General features: G+C 77.1%; 22 protein-coding genes. 10 read left to right on the forward strand and 12 right to left on the reverse strand.

Going from position 1 to position 24632, the window contains the following annotated elements:
- Positions 1-114: 114 nt before the first annotated feature.
- From P9841_RS17115 to P9841_RS17140, 6 genes are read right to left on the reverse strand one after another with little or no spacing between them, the layout of a single operon-like run.
- Positions 115-1272 (reverse strand): winged helix DNA-binding domain-containing protein, encoded by a 1158-nt coding sequence (locus P9841_RS17115; RefSeq protein ID WP_283319785.1) that lies wholly within the window; start codon positions 1270-1272, stop codon positions 115-117.
- A gap of 52 nt (positions 1273-1324) precedes the next feature.
- Positions 1325-2617 carry a DUF58 domain-containing protein gene (locus P9841_RS17120; protein ID WP_283319786.1) on the reverse strand — a complete coding sequence of 431 codons (1293 nt, stop codon included), beginning with the start codon at positions 2615-2617 and terminating at the stop codon, positions 1325-1327.
- A gap of 7 nt (positions 2618-2624) precedes the next feature.
- Entirely contained in the window at positions 2625-3686 is a 1062-nt protein-coding gene (locus P9841_RS17125; RefSeq protein ID WP_283319787.1) for an AAA family ATPase, read from the reverse strand.
- Positions 3683-4978 (reverse strand): DUF4350 domain-containing protein, encoded by a 1296-nt coding sequence (locus tag P9841_RS17130; protein WP_283319788.1) that lies wholly within the window; start codon positions 4976-4978, stop codon positions 3683-3685. The genes P9841_RS17125 and P9841_RS17130 overlap by 4 nt, the downstream gene beginning before the upstream one ends.
- Entirely contained in the window at positions 4975-5667 is a 693-nt protein-coding gene (locus P9841_RS17135) for a DUF4129 domain-containing protein (protein ID WP_283319789.1), read from the reverse strand. The genes P9841_RS17130 and P9841_RS17135 overlap by 4 nt, the downstream gene beginning before the upstream one ends.
- Entirely contained in the window at positions 5664-7076 is a 1413-nt protein-coding gene (locus tag P9841_RS17140; protein ID WP_283319790.1) for a DUF7847 domain-containing protein, read from the reverse strand. Before P9841_RS17140 ends, P9841_RS17135 begins: the two co-directional genes overlap by 4 nt.
- A gap of 196 nt (positions 7077-7272) precedes the next feature.
- Here P9841_RS17140 and mtrA point away from each other — a divergent pair, with 196 nt between their 5' ends.
- The 7 genes from mtrA (at position 7273) to secA (ending at position 17740) form a co-directional block, all read left to right on the forward strand.
- On the forward strand, positions 7273-7956 hold the full coding sequence (gene mtrA, locus P9841_RS17145) for an MtrAB system response regulator MtrA (protein WP_283319791.1): 684 nt from the start codon (positions 7273-7275) through the stop codon (positions 7954-7956).
- Positions 7957-8009: 53 nt separating this feature from the next.
- On the forward strand, positions 8010-9776 hold the full coding sequence (mtrB, locus tag P9841_RS17150) for an MtrAB system histidine kinase MtrB (RefSeq protein WP_283319792.1): 1767 nt from the start codon (positions 8010-8012) through the stop codon (positions 9774-9776).
- The gene (locus P9841_RS17155) at positions 9773-11491 is read left to right on the forward strand and encodes an LpqB family beta-propeller domain-containing protein (protein WP_283319793.1); all 1719 of its coding nucleotides are present in this window, start codon (positions 9773-9775) and stop codon (positions 11489-11491) included. Before mtrB ends, P9841_RS17155 begins: the two co-directional genes overlap by 4 nt.
- 668 nt (positions 11492-12159) lie before the next feature.
- Complete coding sequence (locus P9841_RS17160) at positions 12160-12462, forward strand: ComF family protein (protein WP_283319794.1); 303 nt, start codon at positions 12160-12162, stop codon at positions 12460-12462.
- Between the two features lie 167 nt (positions 12463-12629).
- The gene (hpf, locus tag P9841_RS17165; protein WP_283319795.1) at positions 12630-13289 is read left to right on the forward strand and encodes a ribosome hibernation-promoting factor, HPF/YfiA family; all 660 of its coding nucleotides are present in this window, start codon (positions 12630-12632) and stop codon (positions 13287-13289) included.
- A 154-nt stretch (positions 13290-13443) separates the two neighbouring features.
- On the forward strand, positions 13444-14772 hold the full coding sequence (locus tag P9841_RS17170) for a winged helix-turn-helix domain-containing protein (RefSeq protein ID WP_283319796.1): 1329 nt from the start codon (positions 13444-13446) through the stop codon (positions 14770-14772).
- Between the two features lie 139 nt (positions 14773-14911).
- Positions 14912-17740, forward strand: coding sequence for a preprotein translocase subunit SecA (secA, locus tag P9841_RS17175; protein ID WP_283319797.1), 2829 nt, complete (start codon positions 14912-14914; stop codon positions 17738-17740).
- Positions 17741-17791: 51 nt separating this feature from the next.
- On the opposite strand, the gene P9841_RS17180 is transcribed toward secA, so the two are convergent.
- The gene (locus P9841_RS17180) at positions 17792-18535 is read right to left on the reverse strand and encodes an Rv3235 family protein (RefSeq protein ID WP_283319798.1); all 744 of its coding nucleotides are present in this window, start codon (positions 18533-18535) and stop codon (positions 17792-17794) included.
- A 263-nt stretch (positions 18536-18798) separates the two neighbouring features.
- On the opposite strand from P9841_RS17180, the gene P9841_RS17185 reads away from it, so the two are divergent.
- Complete coding sequence (locus P9841_RS17185) at positions 18799-19281, forward strand: DUF6912 family protein (protein ID WP_283319799.1); 483 nt, start codon at positions 18799-18801, stop codon at positions 19279-19281.
- 82 nt (positions 19282-19363) lie between these two features.
- Here P9841_RS17185 and hisN read toward each other — a convergent pair whose 3' ends face one another.
- The 4 genes from hisN to P9841_RS17205 form a co-directional block, all read right to left on the reverse strand.
- Positions 19364-20158, reverse strand: a complete 795-nt coding sequence (hisN, locus tag P9841_RS17190; protein WP_283319800.1) for a histidinol-phosphatase — start codon at positions 20156-20158, stop codon at positions 19364-19366.
- Positions 20159-20185: 27 nt separating this feature from the next.
- A complete protein-coding gene (gene rsgA / locus P9841_RS17195; protein ID WP_283319801.1) occupies positions 20186-21232 on the reverse strand; it encodes a ribosome small subunit-dependent GTPase A in 1047 nt (348 codons plus the stop codon).
- Positions 21233-21284: 52 nt separating this feature from the next.
- A complete protein-coding gene (aroA, locus tag P9841_RS17200) occupies positions 21285-22604 on the reverse strand; it encodes a 3-phosphoshikimate 1-carboxyvinyltransferase (RefSeq protein ID WP_283319802.1) in 1320 nt (439 codons plus the stop codon).
- Between the two features lie 101 nt (positions 22605-22705).
- Positions 22706-23320, reverse strand: a complete 615-nt coding sequence (locus P9841_RS17205) for a DoxX family protein (protein ID WP_283319803.1) — start codon at positions 23318-23320, stop codon at positions 22706-22708.
- Between the two features lie 77 nt (positions 23321-23397).
- Here P9841_RS17205 and P9841_RS17210 point away from each other — a divergent pair, with 77 nt between their 5' ends.
- On the forward strand, positions 23398-24180 hold the full coding sequence (locus P9841_RS17210) for a sigma-70 family RNA polymerase sigma factor (protein ID WP_283319804.1): 783 nt from the start codon (positions 23398-23400) through the stop codon (positions 24178-24180).
- Complete coding sequence (gene rsrA, locus P9841_RS17215) at positions 24177-24476, forward strand: mycothiol system anti-sigma-R factor (RefSeq protein WP_283319805.1); 300 nt, start codon at positions 24177-24179, stop codon at positions 24474-24476. Before P9841_RS17210 ends, rsrA begins: the two co-directional genes overlap by 4 nt.
- Positions 24477-24550: 74 nt before the next feature.
- On the opposite strand, the gene P9841_RS19200 is transcribed toward rsrA, so the two are convergent.
- The gene (locus P9841_RS19200; protein ID WP_123371254.1) at positions 24551-24625 is read right to left on the reverse strand and encodes a 50S ribosomal protein bL37; all 75 of its coding nucleotides are present in this window, start codon (positions 24623-24625) and stop codon (positions 24551-24553) included.
- Positions 24626-24632: the final 7 nt, after the last annotated feature.

The following is a 24632-nucleotide window of genomic DNA, read 5'->3' on the forward strand; positions in this document are numbered from 1 at the left end:
GCCGTGCCGGGCGGCGGCACCGGCCCGGGCGCTGCGGTGCCCCGGGCTCTGCGGGGCACGCTAGGGGGTGGTCGGCGGCCGGACCAGGGACCTTCGTGCCGGAGCGGGCGGCCGTCAGCCCCCGGCGACCACGGCGTCGTGCTCCACCGCGTCGTCGGCCGCGAACCGGGCGAGGGCGCGCGCCTCGGCCAGGGCCGCGCTCCTCTCCGCGCGCGTCCACCGCCGCAGCGGGGTCAGGGTGACGACCGCCGTGCGCCGCCCGCCGGACGCGCCGTCCCCGCGCTCCCGGCGCAGCTGCCAGGTCCCCGCCACGGTGCCGTCGAGCAGCACCGTGCCCGGCGGCATCCCGTTGCGGCTCGCGAGGGCCGGCCGCACCTCGGGCGGCACGATCCGCGTGCGGTCCGCGTGCCCGAGCAGCACGTCGTCGAAGTCGGGCAGCAGCCGCGCGGGCACCGGGACGTCCCCGGGCAGCGGGGCACCCGGCAGGTCGACGAGCACCCGCTCGCCGCCCGGCCCGTCCGTGTGCACGACCTCGACGAGCTCGTCCCGCATGCCCGCGACCACCCCCGCCAGCCGGGTGAGCCCCGACCACGCCTGCACGTCGGCGACCGTCGCCGGGCCGTACGCCGCGAGGTAGCGCCGCACGAGCGCGGCCGCGGCCGCCTCCGGGTCGCCCACCACGGCCACCGGGCGCCCGAACCACTGCTCCGCCGTCGTCCACGTCGTCACCAGGCTCCGGCCCCAGACGCCCCGGGGCGTGACCTGCACCAGCGGCAGCAGCCCGCGCACGCCCGCCGCGAGCGAGCGCGGGTCGACCCCCGGCCAGCGCGGGCCGAGCCGGGCGCCGAGGGCGGCCGCCGTGAGCGGCTCGCCGGCGAGCGCCTCCCGCCCCGCGCGCGCGAGGTCGTCCAGGTCGACGTCGCGCAGGTCGGCGGCGAACGACGTCCCGGACCGGACGTGCCGGCGCAGCACGGGGGCGAGCAGGGGCCACAGCGCGAGCGCGTCGTCCGCGGTGACGAGGTGCACCGTGTCCCGCAGCAGCGCCAGCCGCCCGACGCGGCGCCCGAGCATCGCCGTCGCCAGGTCCGCGTGGTCGAAGCCGGCCAGCCGCGCGTGCAGCGCCAGGTAGGCGGACGACGGGTTCTGCGACTGCAGCGCGACCAGGTGCGCGACCTCGTCGACGGCGCCGGCGCTCGCCCGGGCGTCCAGGTGCTGGCGGGCGAGCAGCGCGCGGCCCAGCCCGCGGGTGGTCACGCGGGCGGCGGCGGTCACCCGGTCACCGTATGACGGGGCGCCGACAGGCCGGCCGCGCCCCCGGGCCCGCTCAGAGCCGGCCGGCGGCCTTCAGCGCGAGGTAGGCGTCGGCGAGCCGCGGCGCGAGGTCGTCGGGCAGGGCGTCGACGACCTCGACGCCGCGGCCCCGCAGCCGCTGGGCGAGGGCGGAGCGCTCCAGCTCGGTGCGCTCGGCCGCCGCGGCGTCGAACAGCGCGGCGACGTCCTCGCGTCCCGCGCGCAGGCGCTCCACCTCGGGGTCCCGCACCGAGGCCAGCACCACCTGGTGCCGGGAGGCGAGCCGGTCGACGACGGGCAGCAGGCCCTGCTCGACGGCCGCGGGCTCCAGCGCGGACAGCAGCACCACGAGGGCGCGCTGCGAGAGGCGCTGCTGCACCTGGCCGACCAGTCCCGGCCAGTCCGCCTCGACGAGCGACGGCTCGACACCGGCGAGCGCGTCCGCCACGGCGGGCATGAGGCGCGGTCCCGAGACGCCCGCGACGCGGGCGCGGACGGTCCGGTCGTGGGCGAGCAGCTCGACGCGGTCCCCGGCGCGGGACGCGAGCGCCGCGAGCAGCAGCGCCGCCTCCACGGACGCGTCGAGCCGCGGCTCCTCCCCGGTGCGCGCGGCGCTCGTGCGCGACGTGTCGACCACGATCAGCACGCGCCGGTCGCGCTCCGGGCGCCACGTCCGCACCACGACGTCGGACCGCCGGGCGCTCGCGCGCCAGTCGATCGACCGCACGTCGTCCCCGATCACGTACTCGCGCAGCGAGTCGAACTCCGTGCCGGCGCCGCGCACCTGCACCGCCGCCCGGCCGTCCATCTCCCGCAGGCGCGCGAGCCGGCTCGGCAGGTGGCGGCGGGACGCGAACGCCGGCAGCACCCGCAGCGTCCCGGGGACGTCGAGCGAGGCCTGCCGCCCCGCGACGCCGAGCGGGCCGACGGTCCGCACCGTGACCCGGTCGGCGTGCAGGTCGCCGCGTCGCGAGGGACGCAGCGGGGTGTCCAGGTGCCGGGCCTCCCCGGGGGGCAGGTCCACCGGGTGCCGGTCGCGGCCGGTGCCCGCGGACGGCTGCCAGGCGTCCCGCACCGTCCCGCGCAGGCGGCGCGCGCCGGTGTGCGTGACGGTCAGCCGCGACCGGGCGTCCTCGTGCAGCCGCACCGGCCCCGGCACCTGCCGCCGCAGCGCGAGCGCGCGCGGGGAGGCGGCCAGCGCGGCGTCGACCGCGCACACCACCAGGCACAGCACCGCCCACAGCAGCACCGTCCCCGGGGTCGGCAGCAGCAGCACCGGAACCACGCCGACCGCGGTCAGCGCGACCGCCCGCCAGGTGATCGTCACGGGCGCCTCAGCGGGGGACCGGCACGGACGCCAGGACGGTGTCCAGGACGGACTCGGCGGTGACGCCCTCCAGCTCGGCCTCCGCGCGCAGCTGCACGCGGTGCCGCAGCGTCGGGTGCGCCAGGGCCTTCACGTCGTCCGGGGTGACGTACGGGCGGCCCGAGAGCCACGCCCACGCCCGCGACGTCGCCAGCAGCGCCGTGGCGCCGCGCGGGGAGACCCCGAGCGACAGCGACGGCGACCGGCGGGTGGCGCGCACCAGGTCCACGACGTAGCCGAGCACCTCGGGGGCCACCTGCACCCGCGCGACCTCGGCGCGCGCCCGGTCGAGCACCCCGGCACCCGCGACCGGCCGCACGCCCGCCCGCGCCAGGTCGCGCGGGTCGAACCCGGCGGCGTGGCGGGCCAGCACCTCGATCTCGTCGGCGCGCTCGGGCAGCGGCAGCGTCAGCTTGAGCAGGAACCGGTCGAGCTGCGCCTCGGGCAGCGGGTACGTGCCCTCGTACTCGACGGGGTTCTGCGTGGCGACGACGACGAACGGCTCGGGCAGCGGCCGCGGCGTGCCGTCCACGGAGACCTGACGCTCCTCCATGGCCTCCAGCAGCGACGCCTGGGTCTTCGGGGGCGTCCGGTTGATCTCGTCGGCGAGCAGCAGGTTCGTGAACACGGGGCCCTCGCGGAACGAGAACTCGGCCGTGCGGGCGTCGTACACCAGCGAGCCGGTGACGTCGCCGGGCATCAGGTCGGGCGTGAACTGCACCCGCTTGGTGTCCAGGTCGAGCGCCGCGGACAGGCTGCGCACGAGCAGGGTCTTCGCCACGCCGGGCACGCCCTCGAGCAGCACGTGGCCGCGGCACAGCAGCGCGATGACGAGGCCCGTGACGGCGGCCTCCTGGCCGACGACCGCGCGGCCCACCTCGGTGCGGACGGCGCCCAGCGCCTCGCGGAGGTCGGCCGAGGGCTCCGGAGGTGCGACGGGGGCGGCCGGCGCCGTCGGGGGAGCGGGGGGAGCCGGCGGGGCCGCCGGGTCCGGCTGCCACGGGGTCGGGGCGGGGTGGTCCTGGGTCACGTGGGGTGAACCTCGCTCTCGAGCTGGTCGAGCAGGCGGGCCAGGGTCTCCAGGCCCGCGTCCGACGGGGGTGGCGGTCCGTACAGCAGGTCGCGGACCTCGGTCTCGTCACGGCGCGCAGCACGTGCGACCGCGGTGATCAGGGAAGGGGCGTCCGCCGAGCGCGGCAGCCCGAGCCGGCGGGCGAGCCGCGCGGCCGTGCCCGCCCGGAGCGACGCGGCCGCGTGGCCGTGCGCCCGCGCCACCCGGTACAGGCGTCCGCGGCCGCGCGTGGTCTCGGCGGACCGCACCACGACGGGCAGGCGCTCGACGACGACGCGGCCCAGACGCCGGCCGCGCCAGAGCGCGAGCGCCAGCACGACGACGAGCGCCTGCAGCAGCACCAGGCGGGCGGTGGGCGGCAGCAGGTCGGCGAGCCCCGGGCCGGCGGCCTCGCCCCCGCCGGTGTCGGTCGCGGAGGGCACGTACCAGACCAGCTCGTCGTGCCGGCCGAGCGCCCGGAGCACGAGCGCCGCGTTGCCGTCGTCCGCCACCCGGGCGTTCGTCAGCAGCCCCGCGTCGCCCAGGACGGTGACGCGGCGGCCGCCGGACTCGACGTCGGCGTAGAGGTAGGCCTGCGGGTCGGTGCCGGGCAGCGGGAAGCACAGGGAGGCACCGGCCGCCGGGCCGGACCCGCTCACCACGACGCCCGCGCCCGAGCCCGTGATCGTGCCCGCGGCCCCGGCGTCGTCGTCGGCGCACGTCGCGCTCAGTCGTGCCGGCGTCCCGCTGCCGCTCCAGCCGGTGTCGAGCCCGGGCGCGGCGAGCGCCAGCAGGTACGTCGGGTCGAGCAGCACCAGGTCGGCGCCGGAGCCGGCGACGGCCTCCATCTGGGGGTCGGTGAGCAGCCAGTCGCTCGTGACGAGCAGGGTCGTGCCCGGGCCGGCCGCGGCGACCGCAGCCGCCGTGCTCCGGACGTAGGTCGTCGTCACGCCCTGGTCGGCCAGCACCTCCGCCACCGCCCGCGCGCCGTTCTCGTGCGGGTTGTCCGGCGCCAGCGGGGTGGTGCTGCGGACCGGTGCGGGGAGCACCGCCGCGAGCACCGCCACGGCCAGCACGCCGGCCACGACGAGCACCCAGCGGTACCGCCGCCAGCGCGACCCGGCGCGGCTCCGGGCGGTCGTCCCGTCGCCGAGGACGGTGCCGTCGGGGCGAGCGGGTCCCGGGGAGCCCGCAGGGGCCGGGGAGCCCGCGGGAGCCGCAGTGCCGGCAGGGGCCGGTGCGGCGGTCACCGGGCCGCGCGGAGCGCTCACGGGGCAACCCCGATCCCGGCGGGCCCGGCGGGCACGGCGGGCACGGTCGGCCGCGTCGCGGCGAGCCGCGCGTCGAGCTCGCGCAGGGCCGCGTCGTCCGCGGCACCGGGCACGACGTCGCCGTACACCACGTCGTCGAACAGGCGGCCGGCGGAGCGCAGGTCCCGGGCGTGGGCGGGCAGGCGCAGGCCGGCGGCCTCGACGGCCTCGTGCGCCGTGCGCCCCGGGCGCTCGTCCAGGACGGTGCGGTCCTCCAGCGAGCGGACCAGGGCGCGGAACCGGTCCGCGACCGCCGCGGCCCAGTCGCCCCGCGCGGCAGCCGCGTCCGCGGCGGCGCGCAGCTCGGCCGCGGACCGCCGGTCGTCCGCGTCCAGCACCGAACCGGCGCGGGCGAGCCGGCGGCTGCGTCGCACCGGGCCGGTGACGAGGAACGTGACGACCACGACCACGGCCAGCACCCCCACGACCACGAGGAGGGTGCCGACGTCGCCCAGCGCCGCCCCGTCGGCGCGCGCGAACAGGTCGCGCAGCCACTCCAGCAGCCGGCTGAGGATGCTCGGCTGCTGGTGGTACACCGGGTCGGCGAGCTCGCGCTCGAGCCACCCCCGCGCCTGGTCGGCGTCGGGTACGACCGGGACCTCGCCCCGCAGGGCGAGCGGCCGGAGCGCGGCGGTCGCGGCGGACGTCACCGCCCGGCGTCCCCCGCCGCCCGCGCGAGCTCGACGTCCAGGCCCTCGCGGCGCATCCGCACGTCGATGTAGGCCAGCGCGATGACGCCGGCCATGAACACGGTGCTGACGGTGCTGCCGAGCGCCTGGCCCACGGCCGACAGCGCGATCCCCGCGCCGCTGGTGAGGAACGGGTCGTCGAGCAGCAGCGTGGCGATCGTCGTGAACGGGAACGCGACGAGCGACGCGACGATCCCCACGAGGATCGACACCAGCAGGTACAGGCCCAGCAGCCGCCAGAAGCTGCCGCGCGTCAGGCGCCAGGCCCGGGCGACCGACGCCCAGAACCGGCCGCCCTCGAGCATGAGCGCCGCCGGCGCGAGCATCGTGCGGACCGTCAGCCAGAACGCGGCCACGACGAGCACGACGGCGCCGACGAGCGCGACCAGCACCGTCAGGCCGGGGCTCTCGGTGGTGTTCCAGAGCAGGATCGTCAGACCGACCACCGCGCCCGACAGCAGCAGCACCGCGAGCGACTGCATGATCCCGAACGCGATCACCCACCACAGCCGCTTGCCGGAGCCGCGCACGACGTCCCCGACCTGCGCGCGCTGGCCGATCACCGAGCGGCTGACCGAGATGATGAGCAGCCCGGTGAGGATCGACGACGCCAGCGCGGTCAGCGGCAGCCCGGCGAGCGACGCCAGCGACGAGCCGAACGACTCGCCGACCAGGTCGAGCTCGGCCCCGTTCACGCCGCCGGTCGCGAACCAGCCGTTCACCTCGTTGGCGACGAGGCCCGCGAGGTACCACTGCACGAGCGCGCCGAGCGCCGTCGCGACGGTGACGACGACCGCCGTGAGGCCGAACATCGTCTTCGGGTTGTGCCGGATCGCGCGGAACGCGCCGTCGAAGATCTCCCAGATGCTCAGCGGGCGCAGCGGGACGATGCCGGGCTGCGCGACCGGCGGCTGGTAGGGCGCGGGGCCCCAGCCGTACGGCGTCGGCGCGCCGGGACCCGGCTGGCCGTACCCGGGCTGCTGGCCGTACCCGGGCTGCTGGCCGTACCCCGGCTGCTGCGGGTACCCGGGGGCCGGGGGGTAGCCGGGCGCCGGCGGGTACCCGGGCTGCTGCCCGTGGCCCGGCTGCTGCCCGTACCCGGGAGGCGTCGGCTGCCCGTACCCGGGCGGGACGGGCTGCCCGGGGGCGCCGCCGCCGTACCCGCCAGGGCCGCCCGCCGGCGTCCAGCCACCCGGACGGGGGGCACCCGGGTGGGTGGCCGGGTCGCCCCACGGGCTCGCTGCGCCCCGGTCCGGGGCGGGCGGCTGCCACCCCGGGGGCGCGTACTGCCCGTAGCGGGGCGCGGGGCGCGGGTCCTCGCCGGCGTCGGGCGCGTCCTGCGGGCGGCCCTCGTCGTGCGGCGTGCTCATCGCGTGCTCCTGGCTGCTCGGGGCGGACGGGCCGGGTCGGGTGCCCGGGCGGACGACGTCGCGCGGGGCCCGGGGGTCCCGCGGCGCGGCTGCGGCCATCGTGCCACGTCAGCCTGGGCGGGGGCGTGCGGTCCGGCGCGCGACCGCCCGCCCGGCGTCGGCCCCGCGCGGTGCCCGCGGATGCCATCATGGTCCGATGAAGGGACGCGTTCTCGTGGTCGACGACGACACCGCCCTGTCCGAGATGATCGGCATCGTCCTGCGTTCCGAGGGGTTCGAGCCGGTCTTCTGCGCGGACGGGGACGAGGCTCTGGAGACGTTCCGGACCTCGCAGCCGGACCTGGTGCTGCTCGACCTCATGCTGCCCGGCAAGGACGGCACCGAGGTGTGCCGCCTCATCCGCGCGGAGTCGGGCGTGCCGATCGTCATGCTGACGGCGAAGGCGGACACCGTGGACGTCGTGCTGGGCCTCGAGTCCGGCGCGGACGACTACATCGCCAAGCCGTTCAAGCCGAAGGAGCTCATCGCGCGCGTCCGGGCCCGCCTGCGGCGCAGCGACGAGCCCGCGCCCGAGCACCTGCGCATCGGGGACCTGTCGATCGACGTCACCGGCCACCGCGTCACCCGCGGCGGCGTGCCGATCCCGCTGACGCCGCTGGAGTTCGACCTGCTCGTGGCCCTGGCGCGCAAGCCCTGGCAGGTCTTCACCCGCGAGGTGCTGCTGGAGCGGGTGTGGGGGTACCGCCACGCCGCCGACACCCGCCTGGTGAACGTGCACGTGCAGCGGCTGCGCTCGAAGATCGAGGCCGACCCCGAGCGCCCGGAGATCGTCGTGACCGTCCGCGGCGTCGGCTACAAGGCGGGCGCGACGCCGTCGTGAGCGGGCCCCCGCCGGCACCCTTCTCGCCGGGGGCGCCGGGACGGTCGACGCGGGTGCGCCGCCTGCTGGCCGTGCGGACCGCCGCGCGGCTGCGCCGGCTCGTGCGCGGCTGGCGCGGCTCGCTGCAGGCGCGCGTCATCACCTGGACGCTGGCCGCGGGGCTGGTGGCGCTCGTCGTGCTCGGCGGGTACCTGTCGATCAGCGTGCGCGACGGGCTGTTCACGGCCCGGGTCGACCAGGTGCTCGCGGAGTCCGCGCGGTCGGCGGCTCAGGCCCAGAAGACGTTCGACGCCTCGACGGCGGCCACCGCCCCGGAGATCCAGCAGCTCCTCAACGACATGGTCAGCGCGCTGCGCTCCGGCGGCTCGGGGGAGCGCGAGGTCTTCATCCTGCGCACGCGCGGGCAGCAGCAGCCGATCCTCGTGACGAGTCCGGCGTCGGACTCCACGCTGCTCCAGCTCGTGTCGGACGAGCTGCGCGACGCGACCGCCCGCAACGACGGCCAGCGCTGGGAGTCCGTCGCGTGGCCGGCGACGTCCTCCGGGACGGGCCGGGTCGAGCCCGGGGTCGTCGTGGGGCAGGTCGTCACCGTGCCGTCCGCCGGCTCCTACGAGCTGTACTTCCTGTACTCGCTGCAGGCCGAGCAGGACCGCCTCGACTTCCTGCTGGGCGTCCTGGGCATCGCCGGCGTCGCGCTCGTGGCCCTGCTCGTCACGATGACCTGGCTCGTCACGCGGCAGGTCGTGCGGCCCGTGCGGCTCGCGGCGCACGTCGCGGAGCGCATCGCGGACGGCAACCTCGACGAGCGCATGGCGGTGCGGGGCGAGGACGAGCTCGCGCGGCTGGGGCGGTCGTTCAACGAGATGACCGAGAGCCTGCAGGACCAGATCGTGCGGATGGAGAACCTCTCGGCGCTCCAGCGGCGCTTCGTCTCCGACGTCTCGCACGAGCTGCGCACCCCGCTGACGACGGTGCGGATGGCCGGCGAGATGCTCTACGAGTCCCGCGACGACTTCCCGCCGGCCGTGCGGCGGTCGGCGGAGCTGCTGCAGCAGCAGCTCGACCGGTTCGAGGACCTGCTCGGCGACCTGCTGGAGATCAGCCGGTTCGACGCGGGCGCCGCGGTGCTGGACGCCGAGGCGCGGGACGTGCGCGACATCGTCGGCGCCGCCGTGGACCAGGCCGTGCCCCTCGCCGGGCGCAAGGGCACCTGGATCTCGGTCACCCAGCCCGAGGAGACCTGCGTCGCCGACGTCGACCCGCGTCGCGTCGAGCGGGTGCTGCGCAACCTCCTGGTGAACGCGATCGAGCACGCCGACGGCACCGACGTGGAGGTCACGGTGGGCGCCGACGACCGCGCGGTCGCCGTCACGGTGCGCGACCACGGCGTCGGCATGACGCGCGACGAGGCCGAGCACGTGTTCGACAGGTTCTGGCGCGCGGACCCCGCCCGCGCGCGGACGACCGGCGGCACGGGGCTCGGCCTCGCGATCTCGCTGGAGGACGCCCACCTGCACGGCGGCTGGCTGGAGGCCTGGGGCCGGCCGCGGCAGGGCGCCTCGTTCCGCCTGACGCTGCCGCGCCGCGCGGGCATCGTGCTGTCCGGGTCGCCGCTGCCGCTGGAGCCGCCCGCGGAGCCGGAGGCCGACCCGCGTCCCGACGACGCGGGCGCGGCGGAGCGCGGCGCCGACCCGGCGGCCCTGCCCGACCTGCCGCCGACCACCGGCTCGTTCGACGTCGTCGAGCGGGCGCGCGAGGCGCAGCAGGCGGTGGCCCGGCGCAAGGCCGCGGCCCGTCCCACGTCCCGGGAGGACGGATGACACCCCGGTACCGGAGCCGCGCAGCCCTCGCGGGCCTGCTGGCCGCCCTGCTCCTCACTCTGGCGGGCTGCGTCGGCATCCCGACCTCCGGCCCCGTGGGCGTCGGCGTCGAGGGCGTCACCGACCAGGGCCCCGTGGAGCCGCTGGGCGACCCGCCGCCGCAGGACGGCTCGCAGGAGGACATCGTGCGGGGGTTCCTCGGCGCGAGCGCCGCCGGGTTCAGCCGCGACACGACCACCACCGCCGACGCCGGGGACGACTTCCGCAACGCCCGCGAGTACCTGTCCGGCGAGGCCCGCCGCTCCTGGAGCCCGCGCGAGCGCGTCGTCGTGTACTCCACCGCGTCGAGCCCCGACATCCGCCTCGAGGGCCAGTACCAGGTCCAGGTGACCATCCGCGTCGCGGCCCGGATCGACGCGGAGGGCCGGTACGCGCAGGCGGGGCCGGACGCGGAGGAGTCGCTGGTCTTCGACCTCGTGCAGGACGACGACGGGCAGTGGCGCATCTCCGGCCTCGAGGACGGCGTCGTGCTGTCGCAGCCGAACTTCGAGGCGATCTACCGGTCGGCGACCGTGTACTTCGTCTCGGGCGACGGCCTGTTCCTCGTGCCGGAGACGCGCTGGTTCCCCGTGCGGAACCTCGCGACCTCCATCGTGCGCGCGCTCATCGCCGGCCCGTCCGACTGGCTGCGCGACGCCGTGCGCAACCCCATCCCCGAGGGGGCCGCGCTGCAGCCGGACGCCGTCTCGGTCGACGACGAGGGCCGCGCGGCGGTCAGCCTGTCCGCGGGCTCGCTGCCGCCCGAGCCGGAGGACCGGGCGCTGCTGCAGGCGCAGCTCGAGGCGTCGCTGCGCATCGCCCGCGTGCGCGCCGTGGACGTGACGGCCGGCGGCGTGCCGCTGGGCGCCGAGCCCGCGGAGCTGGAGCGCGGGCAGGACTGGGGCGGGTCGCTCGAGGCGCTGCACGACGGCGGGCTGGTCCGGCTCGACCAGGGCGACCTCGTCGACGTCGAGGGTGTGGCGTCCCTGGCGGGGCTCGACGCCCGGGAGCCGGCGCGGGACGGCGCCGGCGACCTGCGCGTCATGCTGTCCGGCACGGACCGGCTGGTCACGGTGCCGATGACGGGCGCCCCGTCGCAGCTGCTGCTGCGCGAGCCGGACCTGGTCGCGCCGTCCGTGGACCGGCTCGGGTGGGTCTGGACGGCCTCGCCGTCGGCCCCCGGGCGCCTGCTGGCGGTCGACGCGGAGGGCACGTCGGTCGAGGTCGAGGCGGAGTGGCTGCAGGACCGCACGGTCCGCTCGGTGCGGATGGCCCGGGACGCCACCCGGGTCGCGGTGGTGTCGTCCGGGTCGGACGGCGTGCGGGTGGACGTCGCCGCCGTGGTGCGCGACGACTCCGGCACGCCGCAGGTGGTGGGCGAGGCGTGGCGCACCGGCGTGACGCTGCTGGACGCGTCCCGCGTCGTGTGGGTCGACGAGAGCACGCTCGGCGTGCTCGGGCGCTCCGGCAGCACCACGACCGACGTGTACCACCTCGTGCCGCTGTCCGGTCAGGTGCAGGCGCGCCCGCCGATCGTGGACTCCGTGGACATCGCCGGCGGCAAGGGCGACGGGGCGCTGTACGTCACCACCGCCGACGGGGCGCTGTACGCCCGGTCCGGGTCCAGCTGGGAGCGGGTCGCGGACGGCGTGCGCGACCCGTCGTTCGCGGGCTGAGCGGGCGCCGACCCCTCCCCAGGACGGCACCCCGTGCGGGAGCCGGGCGCCTGGGGACGCCGGCGGCGTGGCGGGCCCCCGGGCACGCAGCATGGCGGGATGACGAGGCTGCTGCACGACCTGGTGGACCTGGTGCTCCCGGTGACCTGCGCCGGCTGCGGGGCGCCCGGCCGCGCGCTGTGCCCGGCGTGCCTGCGGCGCTGGTCCGGCCCTCCCCGCCGGTGCGAGCACGCCGCCGGCCGGCTCGACCGCCTCGACGGGACCGTGCTGCCGGTCTGGGCGCTCGCGGTGGGCACGGGCGTCGTGCGGAGCGCCGTCGTGGCGTGGAAGGACCGCGGGCGCGCCGACGTGTCGCCCTGGTTCGCGGCCGTGGTGCGCCGTGCGGCGCCCGCCGTGGCGGCGGCGTCGCCACCGGGCCGGTGGGTCGTGGTGCCGGCGCCGGCCTCGCGGGCGGGTGCGGCGCGGCGCGGGGAGGACCTCGTCGCCGGGCTGGCGGGCGCCCTCGCCGCGGGGTTCGCGGACGCGGTGCCCCCGGCCCGGGGACGCACCGCGCCGCGGCGGCCGGGGGCGCCACGAGCGGGCCGGGCTCGGCGGGGCGGTTCCCGGGCGGGCCGGGCCCGGCGGGGCGGTCCCTGGGCCTGGCGGGGTGGCCCCCGGGCGCGCCCGGCGTGCCGGTGCTCCCCGCGCTGCGGCTCCGGCGCGGGGGAGCGGACCAGGTGGGGCTCGGCGTCCGCGGGCGCGCGGCCAACCTCGCCGGCCGGGTGCGGGTGCGCACGGGTGCCCGGACCGCTCTCGCGGGCGCCGACGTGATGCTGGTCGACGACGTCCTGACGACGGGGGCGACGCTGGCCGCCTGCCGGGCCGCGCTGGAGCGGGAGGGCGCCCGCCCGCGCGGCGCCGTGGTGCTCGCCGTCACCCCTCCGCCCGGCGCGCCGCCGTCCTGGTTGGAACCAGCGACCGCGCCGGGCTAGCGTGGTGCCCCAGAGCAGCCGGGCGGCACGGACGTCACCCGGTTCCCGGGTCTCGGCGGGCGCGCCCGCACGAGGAGGTGGTGCCCGCATCCCGCCCCACGAGGGCGTTCGAGAGCACGCTGCCGGGCGGGGACGACCCCGCCCCCCGGACCTCCAGGAGGTATCCCATGGAGATCGTCGTCGCAGGCCGTCACACCGACGTCCCCGAGCGGTTCCGTCAGCACGTGACGGACAAGCTCGCCAAGCTCGAGCAGCTCGCGCCCCGTGCGCAGCGCATCGACGTCGAGGTGACCCACGAGTCCAACCCCCGGCAGGCCGCGGCCGCCGAGCGGGTCGAGCTCACCGTGGTCGGCAAGGGACCGGTGATCCGGGCCGAGGCGTGCGCGGACGACCGCTACGGGGCGTTCGACCTGGCGATCGACAAGCTGACGGAGCGGCTGCGCCGGGCGCGCGACCGGCGCAAGAACCACCGCGGCCGCTCGCAGCCGCCGTCCGGCGCCGTGCCGGTCCCCGCCGAGCCCGAGCCCGAGCCGCAGGACCTCGCGCCCGAGCCGTCCGAGGACGGCGTGGTCGAGACCACCCTCGGGGACTCGCCGGTGGTGATCCGCGAGAAGGTGCACCTGGCCCAGCCGATGACCATCGACGACGCGCTGTACGAGATGGAGCTCGTCGGGCACGACTTCTTCCTGTTCGTGGACGCGGAGACGGCGCAGCCCTCGGTCGCGTACCGGCGCCGTGGCTGGAGCTACGGCGTGATCAAGCTCGACGCCGCGGTCACCACGGTGGGCAGCGGCACCGCGCCCGCCGGGGCGGTCGCCCAGCGCTGAGGCGGAACGCGGGGACGGCGACCGTCCGGACCCGCACGGCAGCGCCCGCCGGCACGGAGCCGGCGGGCGCTGCCGTTGCCGCCGGCGCTCCCGTTCCCGCGGCGCCGCAGCCCCCCGCGCGGGCGGTGTCGGTGGCGGGCGGCAGGATGGGCGGATGAGCTCGACGACCGCCCCCGCCCCGCCCCGCGGGACGGCGCACCGGCCCGGCGGCACGCTGTCGCTCTCGCAGGCCCGCCGCGTCGCCCTCCGCGCCCAGGGCCTCGACCGTCCCCGCGCGCCGCGCACCGGCCCGGCGACCATGCGCCACCTCCAGCAGGTCGTGGACCGGGTGGGCCTGCTCCAGATCGACTCGGTCAACGTGCTGGCCCGGGCCCACCTCATGCCCACGTTCTCGCGGGTGGGCCCCTACGACGCGGCGCTGCTCGACCGCGCGTCGGGGCGCGCGCCGCGGCGGCTCGTGGAGACCTGGGCGCACGAGGCGTCGTACGTGTCGCCGGAGACGTACGCCCTGCTCGGCTGGCGGCGCCGGCGGTACCTGGACTACGCGTGGGGCTCGATCCGGGAGGTGCCCCTGCGGTACTCGCCCCTGGTGGCCGACGTGCTGGCGATGATCGAGGCGGACGGCCCGCTGACCGCCTCCGAGGTCCACGCGCACGTCGAGGCGGACCACCCGCGCACGCGCACGGACTGGGGGTGGAACTGGACGGCCGCGAAGCGGGTGCTCGAGTTCCTGTTCTTCACCGGGGAGGTGGCGTCCGCGCGGCGGAACGCCCAGTTCGAGCGCTGCTACGACCTGACGTCGCGCGTGCTGCCCCCCGAGGTGCTGGCCGCCCCGGAGCCGGACGAGGCCGCGGCCGTGCGCGAGTTGCTCGCGATCGCCGCCCGCGCGCACGGGGTCGCCTCGGCGCGGTGCCTGCTCGACTACTTCCGCATCAAGGGGCCGCGGGCGCGCCGGGCGCTCGACGAGCTCGTCGAGGACGGCACGCTCGCCCCCGTCCGGGTGTCCGGCTGGGAGCGTCCCGTGTACCTGCACGCGGACGCCGACCTGCCGCGGCGCGCCACCGGGCGCGCGCTGCTCAGCCCGTTCGACCCGCTGGTGTTCGAGCGCCGCCGCCTGGAGGAGCTCTTCGGCCTGCGCTACCGCATCGAGATCTACGTGCCCGAGGCGCAGCGGGTGCACGGGTACTACGTGCTGCCGTTCCTGCGGGGCGAGCGGCTCGCGGCCCTCGTCGACCTCAAGGCCGACCGGGCGGCCGGGGTGCTGCGCGTCCACGCCGCGCACGAGCCGCCGGCGCCGGCGCCGGGCCCGGGGACGGCCGACGGCGCCCGGGACGACGCCGGCGAGGTCGCGGCCGACCTCGCGGACGAGCTGCGGCTGCTGGCCGGCTGGCTGGGTCTCGACGACGTGGTCGTCGGCGGCAAGGACGGGGCGCCCCGCGGGTCGCTCGCGGGAGTGCTCGCCGCCGCGCTCGCGGCCGCCTGACGTCGCCGTCCACGCCGGGGCGCGCGGTTTGCTGCCGGTCGGCGTCGCTCACCTACGATGGACGGGGCCCGGCTGTGCGGTCGGGACGCCAGGACGCCCCGCGCAACCGCGCCGGGGGCGCAGCGAGTCGGGAGTGCACGTGCCTGCGATCCTCGAGAAGGTCCTCCGCCTGGGCGAGGGACGGATCCTCAAGAAGCTGTCGGGCGTCGCCCAGCAGGTCAACGCCCTGGAGGACAGCTTCACGGCGCTGTCGGACGCGGAGCTGCGCGAGGAGACCGACCGCTTCAAGGCCCGGCTCGCCGACGGCGAGACGCTCGACGACGTGCTCGCCGAGGCGTTCGCGGCGGTGCGCGAGGCCGCGCGCCGCACGCTCGGTCAGCGCCACTTCGACGTCCAGCTCATGGGCGGGGCCGCGCTGCACCTGGGCAACATCGCCGAGATGAAGACCGGTGAGGGCAAGACGCTGGTCGCCACCGCGCCGGCCTACCTCAACGCGCTGACCGGCAAGGGCGTGCACGTCGTCACGGTCAACGACTACCTGGCGAGCTACCAGGCCGACCTCATGGGCCGGGTCTACCGGTTCCTCGGCCTGACGACGGGCGTCATCCTCCAGGGGCAGACCCCGGCCGAGCGGCGCGTGCAGTACGCCGCCGACATCACGTACGGCACCAACAACGAGTTCGGCTTCGACTTCCTGCGCGACAACATGGCGTGGAGCACCGACGAGCTCGTGCAGCGCGGCCACCACTTCGCGATCGTCGACGAGGTGGACTCGATCCTCATCGACGAGGCCCGCACCCCGCTCATCATCTCCGGCCCCGCGTCGGGCGACGCGAACCGCTGGTACGCGGAGTTCGCGAAGGTCGTGCGCCGGCTGCAGCCCGAGCGCGACTACGAGGTCGACGAGAAGAAGCGCACCATCGGCGTGCTGGAGCCCGGGATCGAGCGGGTCGAGGACTACCTCGGCATCGACAACCTGTACGAGTCGCTCAACACCCCGCTGATCGGGTTCCTCAACAACGCCATCAAGGCCAAGGAGCTCTTCAAGCGGGACAAGGACTACATCGTCGACAAGGGCGAGGTGCTCATCGTCGACGAGCACACCGGCCGCGTCCTGCCGGGCCGCCGCTACAACGAGGGCATGCACCAGGCCATCGAGGCCAAGGAGGGCGTCGCCATCAAGGCGGAGAACCAGACGCTCGCCACCATCACGCTCCAGAACTACTTCCGCCTGTACGACAAGCTCGCGGGCATGACCGGTACCGCCGAGACGGAGGCGGCCGAGTTCCAGGGCACGTACAAGCTGGGCGTCGTGCCCATCCCGACGAACCGCCCGATGCAGCGCATCGACCAGGCCGACCTCGTCTACAAGGCCGAGGAGGGCAAGTTCGACGCGGTCGTCGCCGACATCGTCGAGCGGCACGCCAACGGCCAGCCTGTCCTCGTCGGCACCACCAGCGTCGAGAAGTCCGAGCTGCTGTCCCGCAAGCTGCGCAAGGCCGGGGTCCCGCACGAGGTCCTCAACGCCAAGCAGCACGCGCGCGAGGCGTCGATCGTCGCGCAGGCCGGCCGCAAGGGCGCCGTCACGGTCGCGACCAACATGGCGGGCCGTGGCACCGACATCATGCTCGGCGGCAACGCCGAGTTCATGGCCGTCGCCGACCTGGCCGCCCGCGGGCTCGACCCGAAGGAGAGCCCGGAGGAGTACGAGGCCGCGTGGCCCGAGGCGCTGGAGAAGGCCAAGGCGGCCGTGGCGGCGGAGCACGACGAGGTCGTCGAGCTCGGTGGCCTGTACGTGCTCGGCACGGAGCGCCACGAGTCGCGGCGCATCGACAACCAGCTCCGCGGGCGCTCCGGCCGCCAGGGCGACCCGGGCGAGTCCCGGTTCTACCTGTCGCTGCAGGACGACCTCATGCGGCTGTTCAACTCCGGGCTCGCCGAGTCGATGATGACCCGCGCCGGCTTCCCGGACGACCTGCCGCTCGAGTCGAAGATCGTGACGCGGGGCATCCGGTCGGCGCAGTCGCAGGTCGAGGCCCGCAACTTCGAGATCCGCAAGAACGTGCTGAAGTACGACGACGTCCTGTCGCGGCAGCGCGAGGTCATCTACGAGCAGCGCCGCCGCGTGCTCGAGGGCGAGGACCTGCAGGACCAGGTGCAGCACTTCCTCGAGGACGTGGTGGACGACTACGTCGCCGCGGCGACGGGGGAGGGCCACCCGGAGGACTGGGACCTGGAGCAGCTCTGGGCGTCGCTCAAGGCGGTCTACCCGGTCTCGATCGAGGTCGACGAGGTCGTCGAGCAGGCCGGCGGGCTCGGCCGCGTGACGCCGGAGCTGCTGCGCACCGAGCTGCTGTCGGACGCCCGGATCGCCTACCAGGAGCGCGAGCAGAGCCTCGGCGAGGCGAACATGCGCCAGCTCGAGCGCCGCGTCGTGCTGTCCGTGCTGGACCGCAAGTGGCGTGAGCACCTCTACGAGATGGACTACCTCAAGGAGGGCATCGGCCTGCGGGCGATGGCGCAGCGCGACCCGCTCATCGAGTACCAGCGCGAGGGCTTCCAGCTGTTCCAGGCGATGACCGGGTCCATCAAGGACGAGGCCGTCGGGTTCCTGTTCAACCTCGAGGTCAAGGTCGCCGAGCCGGCGCAGCCCGCCGCCGCCGGGGCCCCCGCCGGGGACGCGCCGGCAGCCGCGGAGGGCGCGGGCGACGGCTCGGAGCCCGTGCTGGTCGCGAAGGGGATCGACGGCCCGGAGCAGCGTGTGCCGCTGCAGTACTCGGCCCCGAGCGTCGACGGCGACAGCGGCGCGCAGGTGACGCGCAGCGGCCGCCGCGCAGCCGGTCCCGCCGCGGGCGCACCCGCCGCGTCGGCCCCGGCGGCGTCCGGGCGCCCTGACGGGGCGGACGACGCGGGCGGCAACCGCGAGGCACGTCGCAAGGCCGCCAAGCAGCAGCGCCGCCGGGGCTGAACCGGGCGTCGCGGACGGAGGGCGGCCGGGACCACCGGCCGCCCTCCGTCGTCAGCCCACCACCAGGGCCGCGGCCCGCCACCGCCCGGTCGCCCGGGTGAGCCGGATCGCGACGGCCCGCACGCGGCCCGCGTGGGCGACGACCACGGACGCCTCGAGCGCGTCCTGGCCGACCGCGACCGCGCGGACCCGCCGCACCGACGGCCGGCGCACCGGGGTCCCGGCGTGCCCCGCCAGGTCGGACGGCGCCGCCACCGGGTCCAGCACGCGGCTGCGCGGAGCGGTGAGGACGGCGCGGCGGGCGAGCGTGTCGTAGACCTCCGGGGTGACCCAGCGGGCGAGCTGGGCGAGCGGCCGCGTGCCCGCGAGCACCTCCACGGCGGCGAGCGCGACCATGCAGCACGCCTGCCGTGGGTCCAGGGTGGCCGCGGCCCCGCCGGGGGAGCCCGGGGGCAGCGCCGGCACCGGCACCGGATCGGTCGGGGCGTCGTCGGGGACGGCGTGGCTGTACGCGGCGACGCCGCCCGCGCCGAGGCGCTGCACGACCGGCTGGTGCGCGGCGGCCCCGCCGGTCCCCCCTGCGGACCGGCGGGGAGGGCGGTGCCGGGCCGGCAGCGGGGTCGTCGTCCTGTCGGCCGGTCCCGCCGTGGCGCGCGCGTCCGGCGCCGGGGTGCCCCGGTCGACGCCTCCGGACGGGAGGGGGCGCGGGGCGGACGCGGTGGTGGGCGCGGTCGTGTCCGCCGACGTCGTCGTCGGCGGGGCCGGCACGAGCCGCACCTCCACCGCGGTGCTCATGGGTGCACCGCCGGCGGTCGTCCCGCGGTGGCGCACGGGAGCGCGGACCCGTCCAGGGGGCCGGTCGTGGGGCGCTGGCTGCTCGTCATGTGTCCTCCGTCGGGGCTCTGGGGCGCAAGGGGACGCCAGGTCTACCCGGCACCCCGGCGCCCCCACCAATCCGGCCGCGCAGCCTGGGGACGACGGCGTCGTCTCGACCACACTCGCCCCGGTTCGTCCCGGATGTGCACCGTGCACGGCGCGCGGGCGGGCACACTGGTGCCGTGCGCCTCTACCTGCCTGCGACCCTCGACGAGCTCGATGCCCTGCTGGGTGCCGGCACCCCTCTCGCCGCCCCCCGGCGTGCCCACGCGGTCACGCCGGCGCTGGCCGCGCTGCTGCCCGACGAGGACGAGGAGGGCGTGGAGTTCGCCGCCCAGCTCATGGCGGCGGACGACGCGCTCGTGCTGCTGGCCGCGCGCCCCGAGGCGACCGGGCTGCGCCTGGTCGTGACGGTGGAGGTGCCGGACGACGCCGTCCGCGAGGCGGCGCCCGGGGACGAGGACGCGGGCGACGAGGCCGCGAGCCTGGTCTCGCTGACGTCACCCGTGGCGCTGGACGACGTGGTGTGCGCGCACGTGGACGAGCCCGCGGCCCGCGACGAGGTGGCCCGTGCGCTCGACGGCGACGACGCGGCGCTCGACGCCCTGGCCGAGCGCGACCTGCTCTGGTACGACGTCACCGAGCTCGACCGCATCCCGCGCTGACCGCGCGCCGACCCCGCGCCGACCGCGCGCCGATCCCGCGCCCGGCCCGGCCGTCCGACCCCGGCACCGCCGGAGGGACCCCTCAGCGCTCGAGCAGCGGGTCCAGCACCTGCAGCGCCGCGCCGTGCAGCCGGCCGTTGGACACCAGGGCGGAGCCTCCGAACGGCCCGTCGACGCCCTGCAGCGAGGTGAACCGGCCACCGGCCTCGGTGACGATCGGCACGAGCGCCGCCATGTCGTGCAGCGACAGCTCGGGCTCCGCCGACAGGTCCACCGCGCCCTCGGCGACCAGGACGTGCGACCAGAAGTCCCCGTAGGCGCGGGTGCGCCACACCTGGCGGGTGAGCGACAGCATGTGCTCGAGCCGGCCCTGCTCCTCCCAGCCGCTCAGGCTGGAGTAGGAGAACGACGCGTCCTGCAGCCGGCCGACCTCGGAGACCTGGAGCCGGCTCGCCGCGGCGAGCGACCGCCCGGACCACGCGCCGGAGCCCTGCGCCGCCCACCACCGCCGTCCGAGAGCCGGTGCGCTGACCAGCCCGACCACCACCTCGTCGCCGTCGAGCAGCGCGATGAGGGTGGCCCACACGGGCACGCCGCGCACGAAGTTCTTCGTCCCGTCGATCGGGTCGACGACCCAGCGCCGCGGTCCGTGCCCGGTGTCGGGCATCTCCTCGCCGTGCACCGCGTCGCGCGGGCGGGTCCGGGAGAGCTGCGTCCGCACGAGCTCCTCGGCCGACCGGTCGGCGTCGGAGACGGGCGTGAGGTCCGGCTTGGTCTCGACCCGGAGGTCCTGCGCCTTGAAGCGCGACATCGTGAGCCCGTCCACCTGGTCGGCGATCACGTGGGCGAGGCGCAGGTCGTCGTCGTACCGGGTCATGCGCCCAACCTATCGGGAACCCGCCGGTCAGCCCGCCGGGTCGGGCGCGCCGGTCCGGCTGACCAGCAGCCGGCGGAACGAGTCCACGCGCGCGGCGCGGGCCTCCCGCACGTCGTCGTCCGGGGCCGCGGCCACCCACTCGTCGAGCGCGCAGTCGGGTGCGTCCGCCGCGTGGGTGCAGCCGCGGGGGCAGTCCTGGGCGACCTCCGCGAGGTCCGCGAACGCGCCGAGCAGGTGGTCCGGGTCGACGTGCGCGAGGCCGAAGGACCGCACGCCGGGCGTGTCGATGACCCACGTGCCGGCGGGCCCCGGGACGCGGAGCGCGACCGCGGACGTCGACGTGTGCCGCCCGCGGCCGGTGACGTCGTTGACGACGCCCGTGGCCCGCAGCGCGTCGGGGACGAGGGCGTTGACGAGGGTCGACTTGCCGACGCCGGAGTGCCCGACGAGCACGGACGTGCGGCCGGCCAGCGCCTCCTGCACCGCGTCGAGGCCCTCGATCGCGTCGCCGTCGCGCCGGGTGACCACCACCCGTACGCCGATCGGCTCGTAGAGCGCGCGCAGCGTCGCCGGGTCCGCGAGGTCCGCCTTGGTGAGCGCCAGCAGGACCTCCATCCCGGCGTCGTAGGCGGCGACCACGCAGCGGTCGATCATCCGGGTGCGCGGCTCGGGGTCGGCGAGCGCGGTGACGACGACGAGCTGGTCGGCGTTCGCGACGATGACGCGCTCGACGGGGTCGGTGTCGTCCGCCGTGCGGCGCAGCACCGTCGACCGGTCGGCGATCCGCACGATGCGCGCGAGCGAGCCCGCCGCGCCGGACGTGTCGCCGACGAGGTCGACGCGGTCGCCGGGGACGACGCGCTCCCGGCCCAGCTCCCGGGCCTTCATCGCGGTCGCGACCCGCTCGCCGGGGCCGTCGGCGTCGACGAGCACGGTGTAGCGGCCCCGGTCGACGCCGGTGACGAGCGCCCGCTCGGCGTCCGCGTGCTCCGGCCGGGTCTTCGTCCGCGGGCGGGAGCCGCGCCGGCTCGGACGGACCCGCACGTCCGACTCGTCGAGTGCCCGGCGTGCCACGGTCAGCGGCCCGCGGGGCGGGCGGTGCCGCGGGTCCGGACGCGGCCGGCGGTCACGCCAGCATCCCGTCCCACAGCCCGACGAAGTCGGGGATCGTCTTGGCGGTCGTCGCCACGTCCTGCACCAGCACGCCGGGGACGGCCAGCCCGAGCAGGGCCCCGAACGTCGCCATGCGGTGGTCGGCGTACGTCCGCACGGTGCCGCCGTGCAGGGGCCGCGGCGTGATGACGAGGCCGTCGGCGGTCTGCTCGGCCTGCCCGCCGAGCCGGGTGATCTCGGCGGAGAGCGCCGCGAGCCGGTCGGTCTCGTGGCCGCGCAGGTGCGCGATGCCGCGCAGGCGCGTGGGGGAGTCCGCCAGGGCGGCGAGGGCGGCGATCGTCGGCGCGAGCTCGCCCGCGGCGTGCAGGTCGAGGTCGAGCCCGCGGACCGTGCCGGTGCCGGTGACGGCCAGCACGTCGCCGTCCAGGCGCGTCGTCGCCCCCATCCGCTCGAGGATGCCCGGCAGCAGGCCTCCCGGCTGGGTGGTCGACGCCGGCCAGCCCGGGACGCGCACGGTCCCGCCGGCGACCAGCGCCGCGCACAGGAACGGTGCCGCGTTGGACAGGTCCGGCTCCACGCGGACGTCGCGCGCGGCGACCGGGCCGGGCTCGACGCGCCAGATCGCGGGCCGGGAGTCGTCCACCACCACGCCGGCGGCCCGCAGCACCGCCACCGTCATCTCGATGTGCGGGAGGCTCGGCAGCGTCGGGCCGGTGTGCCGGACGGTCAGCCCCTGGTCGAACCGGGCCGCCGCGAGCAGCAGCCCGGACACGAACTGGGACGAGCCGGACGCGTCGACGTCCACGCTGCCGCCCCGCACCCGCCCGGCGCCGTCGACGGTGAACGGCAGGTGCCCGGGCTCGCCCTGCTCGCCGACCCGGACCCCGAGGGCGCGCAGGGCCGTGAGCACCGGGCCCATGGGGCGGACCCGGGCCCCCTCGTCGCCGTCGAACCGCACGGGTCCGTCCGCGAGAGCGGCCACGGCGGGCAGGAACCGCATGACGGTCCCGGCGAGCCCGCACCGCACGTCGGCCGGGCCCCGGAACCGCCCGGGCGTCACGAGCCAGTCCCCGGGCGACGCGGGGTCGTCCTCCACGGTGGTGCCGAGGTCGCGCAGCGCCTGCGCCATGAGCAGCGTGTCCCGCGACCGGAGCGGGGCGCGCAGGCGCCCCGGCCCGTCGGCCAGGGCCGCGAGCACGAGGTACCGGTTGGTGAGCGACTTCGACCCGGGCACCTCGACGGTCGCGTCGAGGGGGTGCGCCGCGGTGGGGGCGGGCCAGTCGGCGGCGGCGCCGACCCCGGCGGGGACGTCGTCGCGGGTGGCGTGGGTCATGCGAGCAGGCTAGCGGGACGGGTCGCGACGACGCCGGGCCCGTCCACGCGGCGGCGCGGGCCCGCGGCGGCGCGGGCCCGCGACGGTGCGCGGGCGCACGGTCAGCGCACGGCCTCCGTGACCGTCCGGCGCGCGGCCCTGCCCGCCGCCGCGACGCCCGACGCGGCGCCCGCCGCCGAGGCGGCCGCGGCCCGCGTGGCGCGCGCGTGCTCGACGCGCCACCGCACGGACGGGCGCCCCGCGGTGTCGGCGGCGGCGATGAGAGCGCCGCCGGTCAGCGACAGCCCCCGCAGGAACCGGGCCTTGCGGGCCTTCTTCTGCTCGGCGTCGAGGTGGGCGCGCTCCTTGCGGGAGGGCGGGGCGTCGGCGGCCGCGAGCGGGAGCGTGAGGGCGGCGAGCGCCAGCGCGGCGGCGCGCGGCGCGCGTCCGGTGGCGAGCAGCAGCGCCGCCAGCGCGGTGGCGCCGCCGTGGGCCCGCACCAGCGTCGTGAGCTGCGCGTCGGAGGGGTGCCGGTACGCGTCCAGGGCACCGCCGAGGGCGCCGCGGGGCACCGAGGCGTTCAGCCGCTCGACGGCGTCCCGGGCCACGGGGACGTGCGCGGACGGCCGGCGCAGGGCGTCGACCCCCTCGCTGAGGAACCACGACGCGAAGAGCGGTCGGGCGATGCGGCGCAGCAGCATGACGTCCTCCTCCGGCGGTCCGCGACGCACGGACACCTGGCATCCAACGTAGTGTCCGGCGATGCGCGGCGCGCCCGGGAATGCCCGCGGCGGGCGGTCGTGTTGTGCAGGCCATGAGCTGTACGACCCTGGAACGCCCTGCGCCCGCCTCCGCGGTGGCGACGCTGCCGGCGACCGCGCCGGTGCCGGTCGCCGCGTCGGCGCCCGCACGGTCCGGCGTGCCCCGCGCGCGCGGACTAGGCTCGGCGGTGATGAGCGAGGACACCACACGCGCCCCCGAGTCCGAGGACGACGCGGCGCGCAGCGAGCGGTTCGAGGCCGAGGCGCTGGTCTACCTGGACCAGCTCTACGGCGCCGCCCTGCGCATGACGCGCAACCCGTCGGACGCCGAGGACCTGGTCCAGGAGACGTTCGCGAAGGCGTTCGCCGCGTTCCACCAGTACCGGCCGGGCACGAACCTCAAGGCCTGGCTGTACCGGATCCTGACGAACACCTTCATCAACACGTACCGCAAGAAGCAGCGCGAGCCGCAGCAGTCCCAGGCCGACGAGATCGAGGACTGGCAGATCGCGCGCGCGGAGTCGCACACCTCGACCGGGCTGCGCTCGGCCGAGGCGGAGGCGCTGGACCACCTGCCGGACTCCGACGTGAAGGACGCGCTCGCGCGGCTCCCGGAGGACTTCAGGATCGCGGTGTACCTCGCGGACGTCGAGGGCTTCGCCTACAAGGAGATCGCCGAGATCATGGGCACCCCGATCGGGACGGTGATGTCCCGGCTGCACCGCGGGCGGGGCCAGCTGCGCGACATGCTGGCCGACTACGCCCGCGACCGGGGGCTCGTGGCCGCGGCGCCGGCGCCCGACGGCACCGGCACGGGAACGGGGAGGGCACGATGACGGGCTGGGACGCGGCGGCGGGGGCGCCGGCCGAGGGGTCGTCCGGGGGCTGCGGTCCGGAGTGCGAGCAGGCGCTCGGCCGGCTGTTCGCCTACGTGGACCGCGAGCTCGAGCCGGTCGACGCCGCCCAGGTGCGCGCGCACGTCGAGGAGTGCCGGCCGTGCCTGGACGAGATGGCGGTCGAGACCATGCTCAAGGAGCTGGTGCGGCGCTGCTGCCAGGAGCAGGCCCCGGCGGACCTGAGGGTGAAGATCCACGCCCGCCTCACCGAGCTGCGGATCACGCGGACCGTCTGAGGCGCCGCCGCCGAGCGGGACGGACGACGAAGGGCCCGGTGCGTGAGCACCGGGCCCTTCGTGCGCCTCGCGCCTCAGGCGTTGGGGCGCTTGCCGTGGTTCGCGGAGCTCCCGGCGCGGGAACGGCGCTTGCGGCCACGCTTGCTCATCGATCTC

The sequence above is a fragment of the Cellulomonas sp. ES6 genome (assembly GCF_030053835.1).
GTDB lineage: Bacteria > Actinomycetota > Actinomycetes > Actinomycetales > Cellulomonadaceae > Cellulomonas.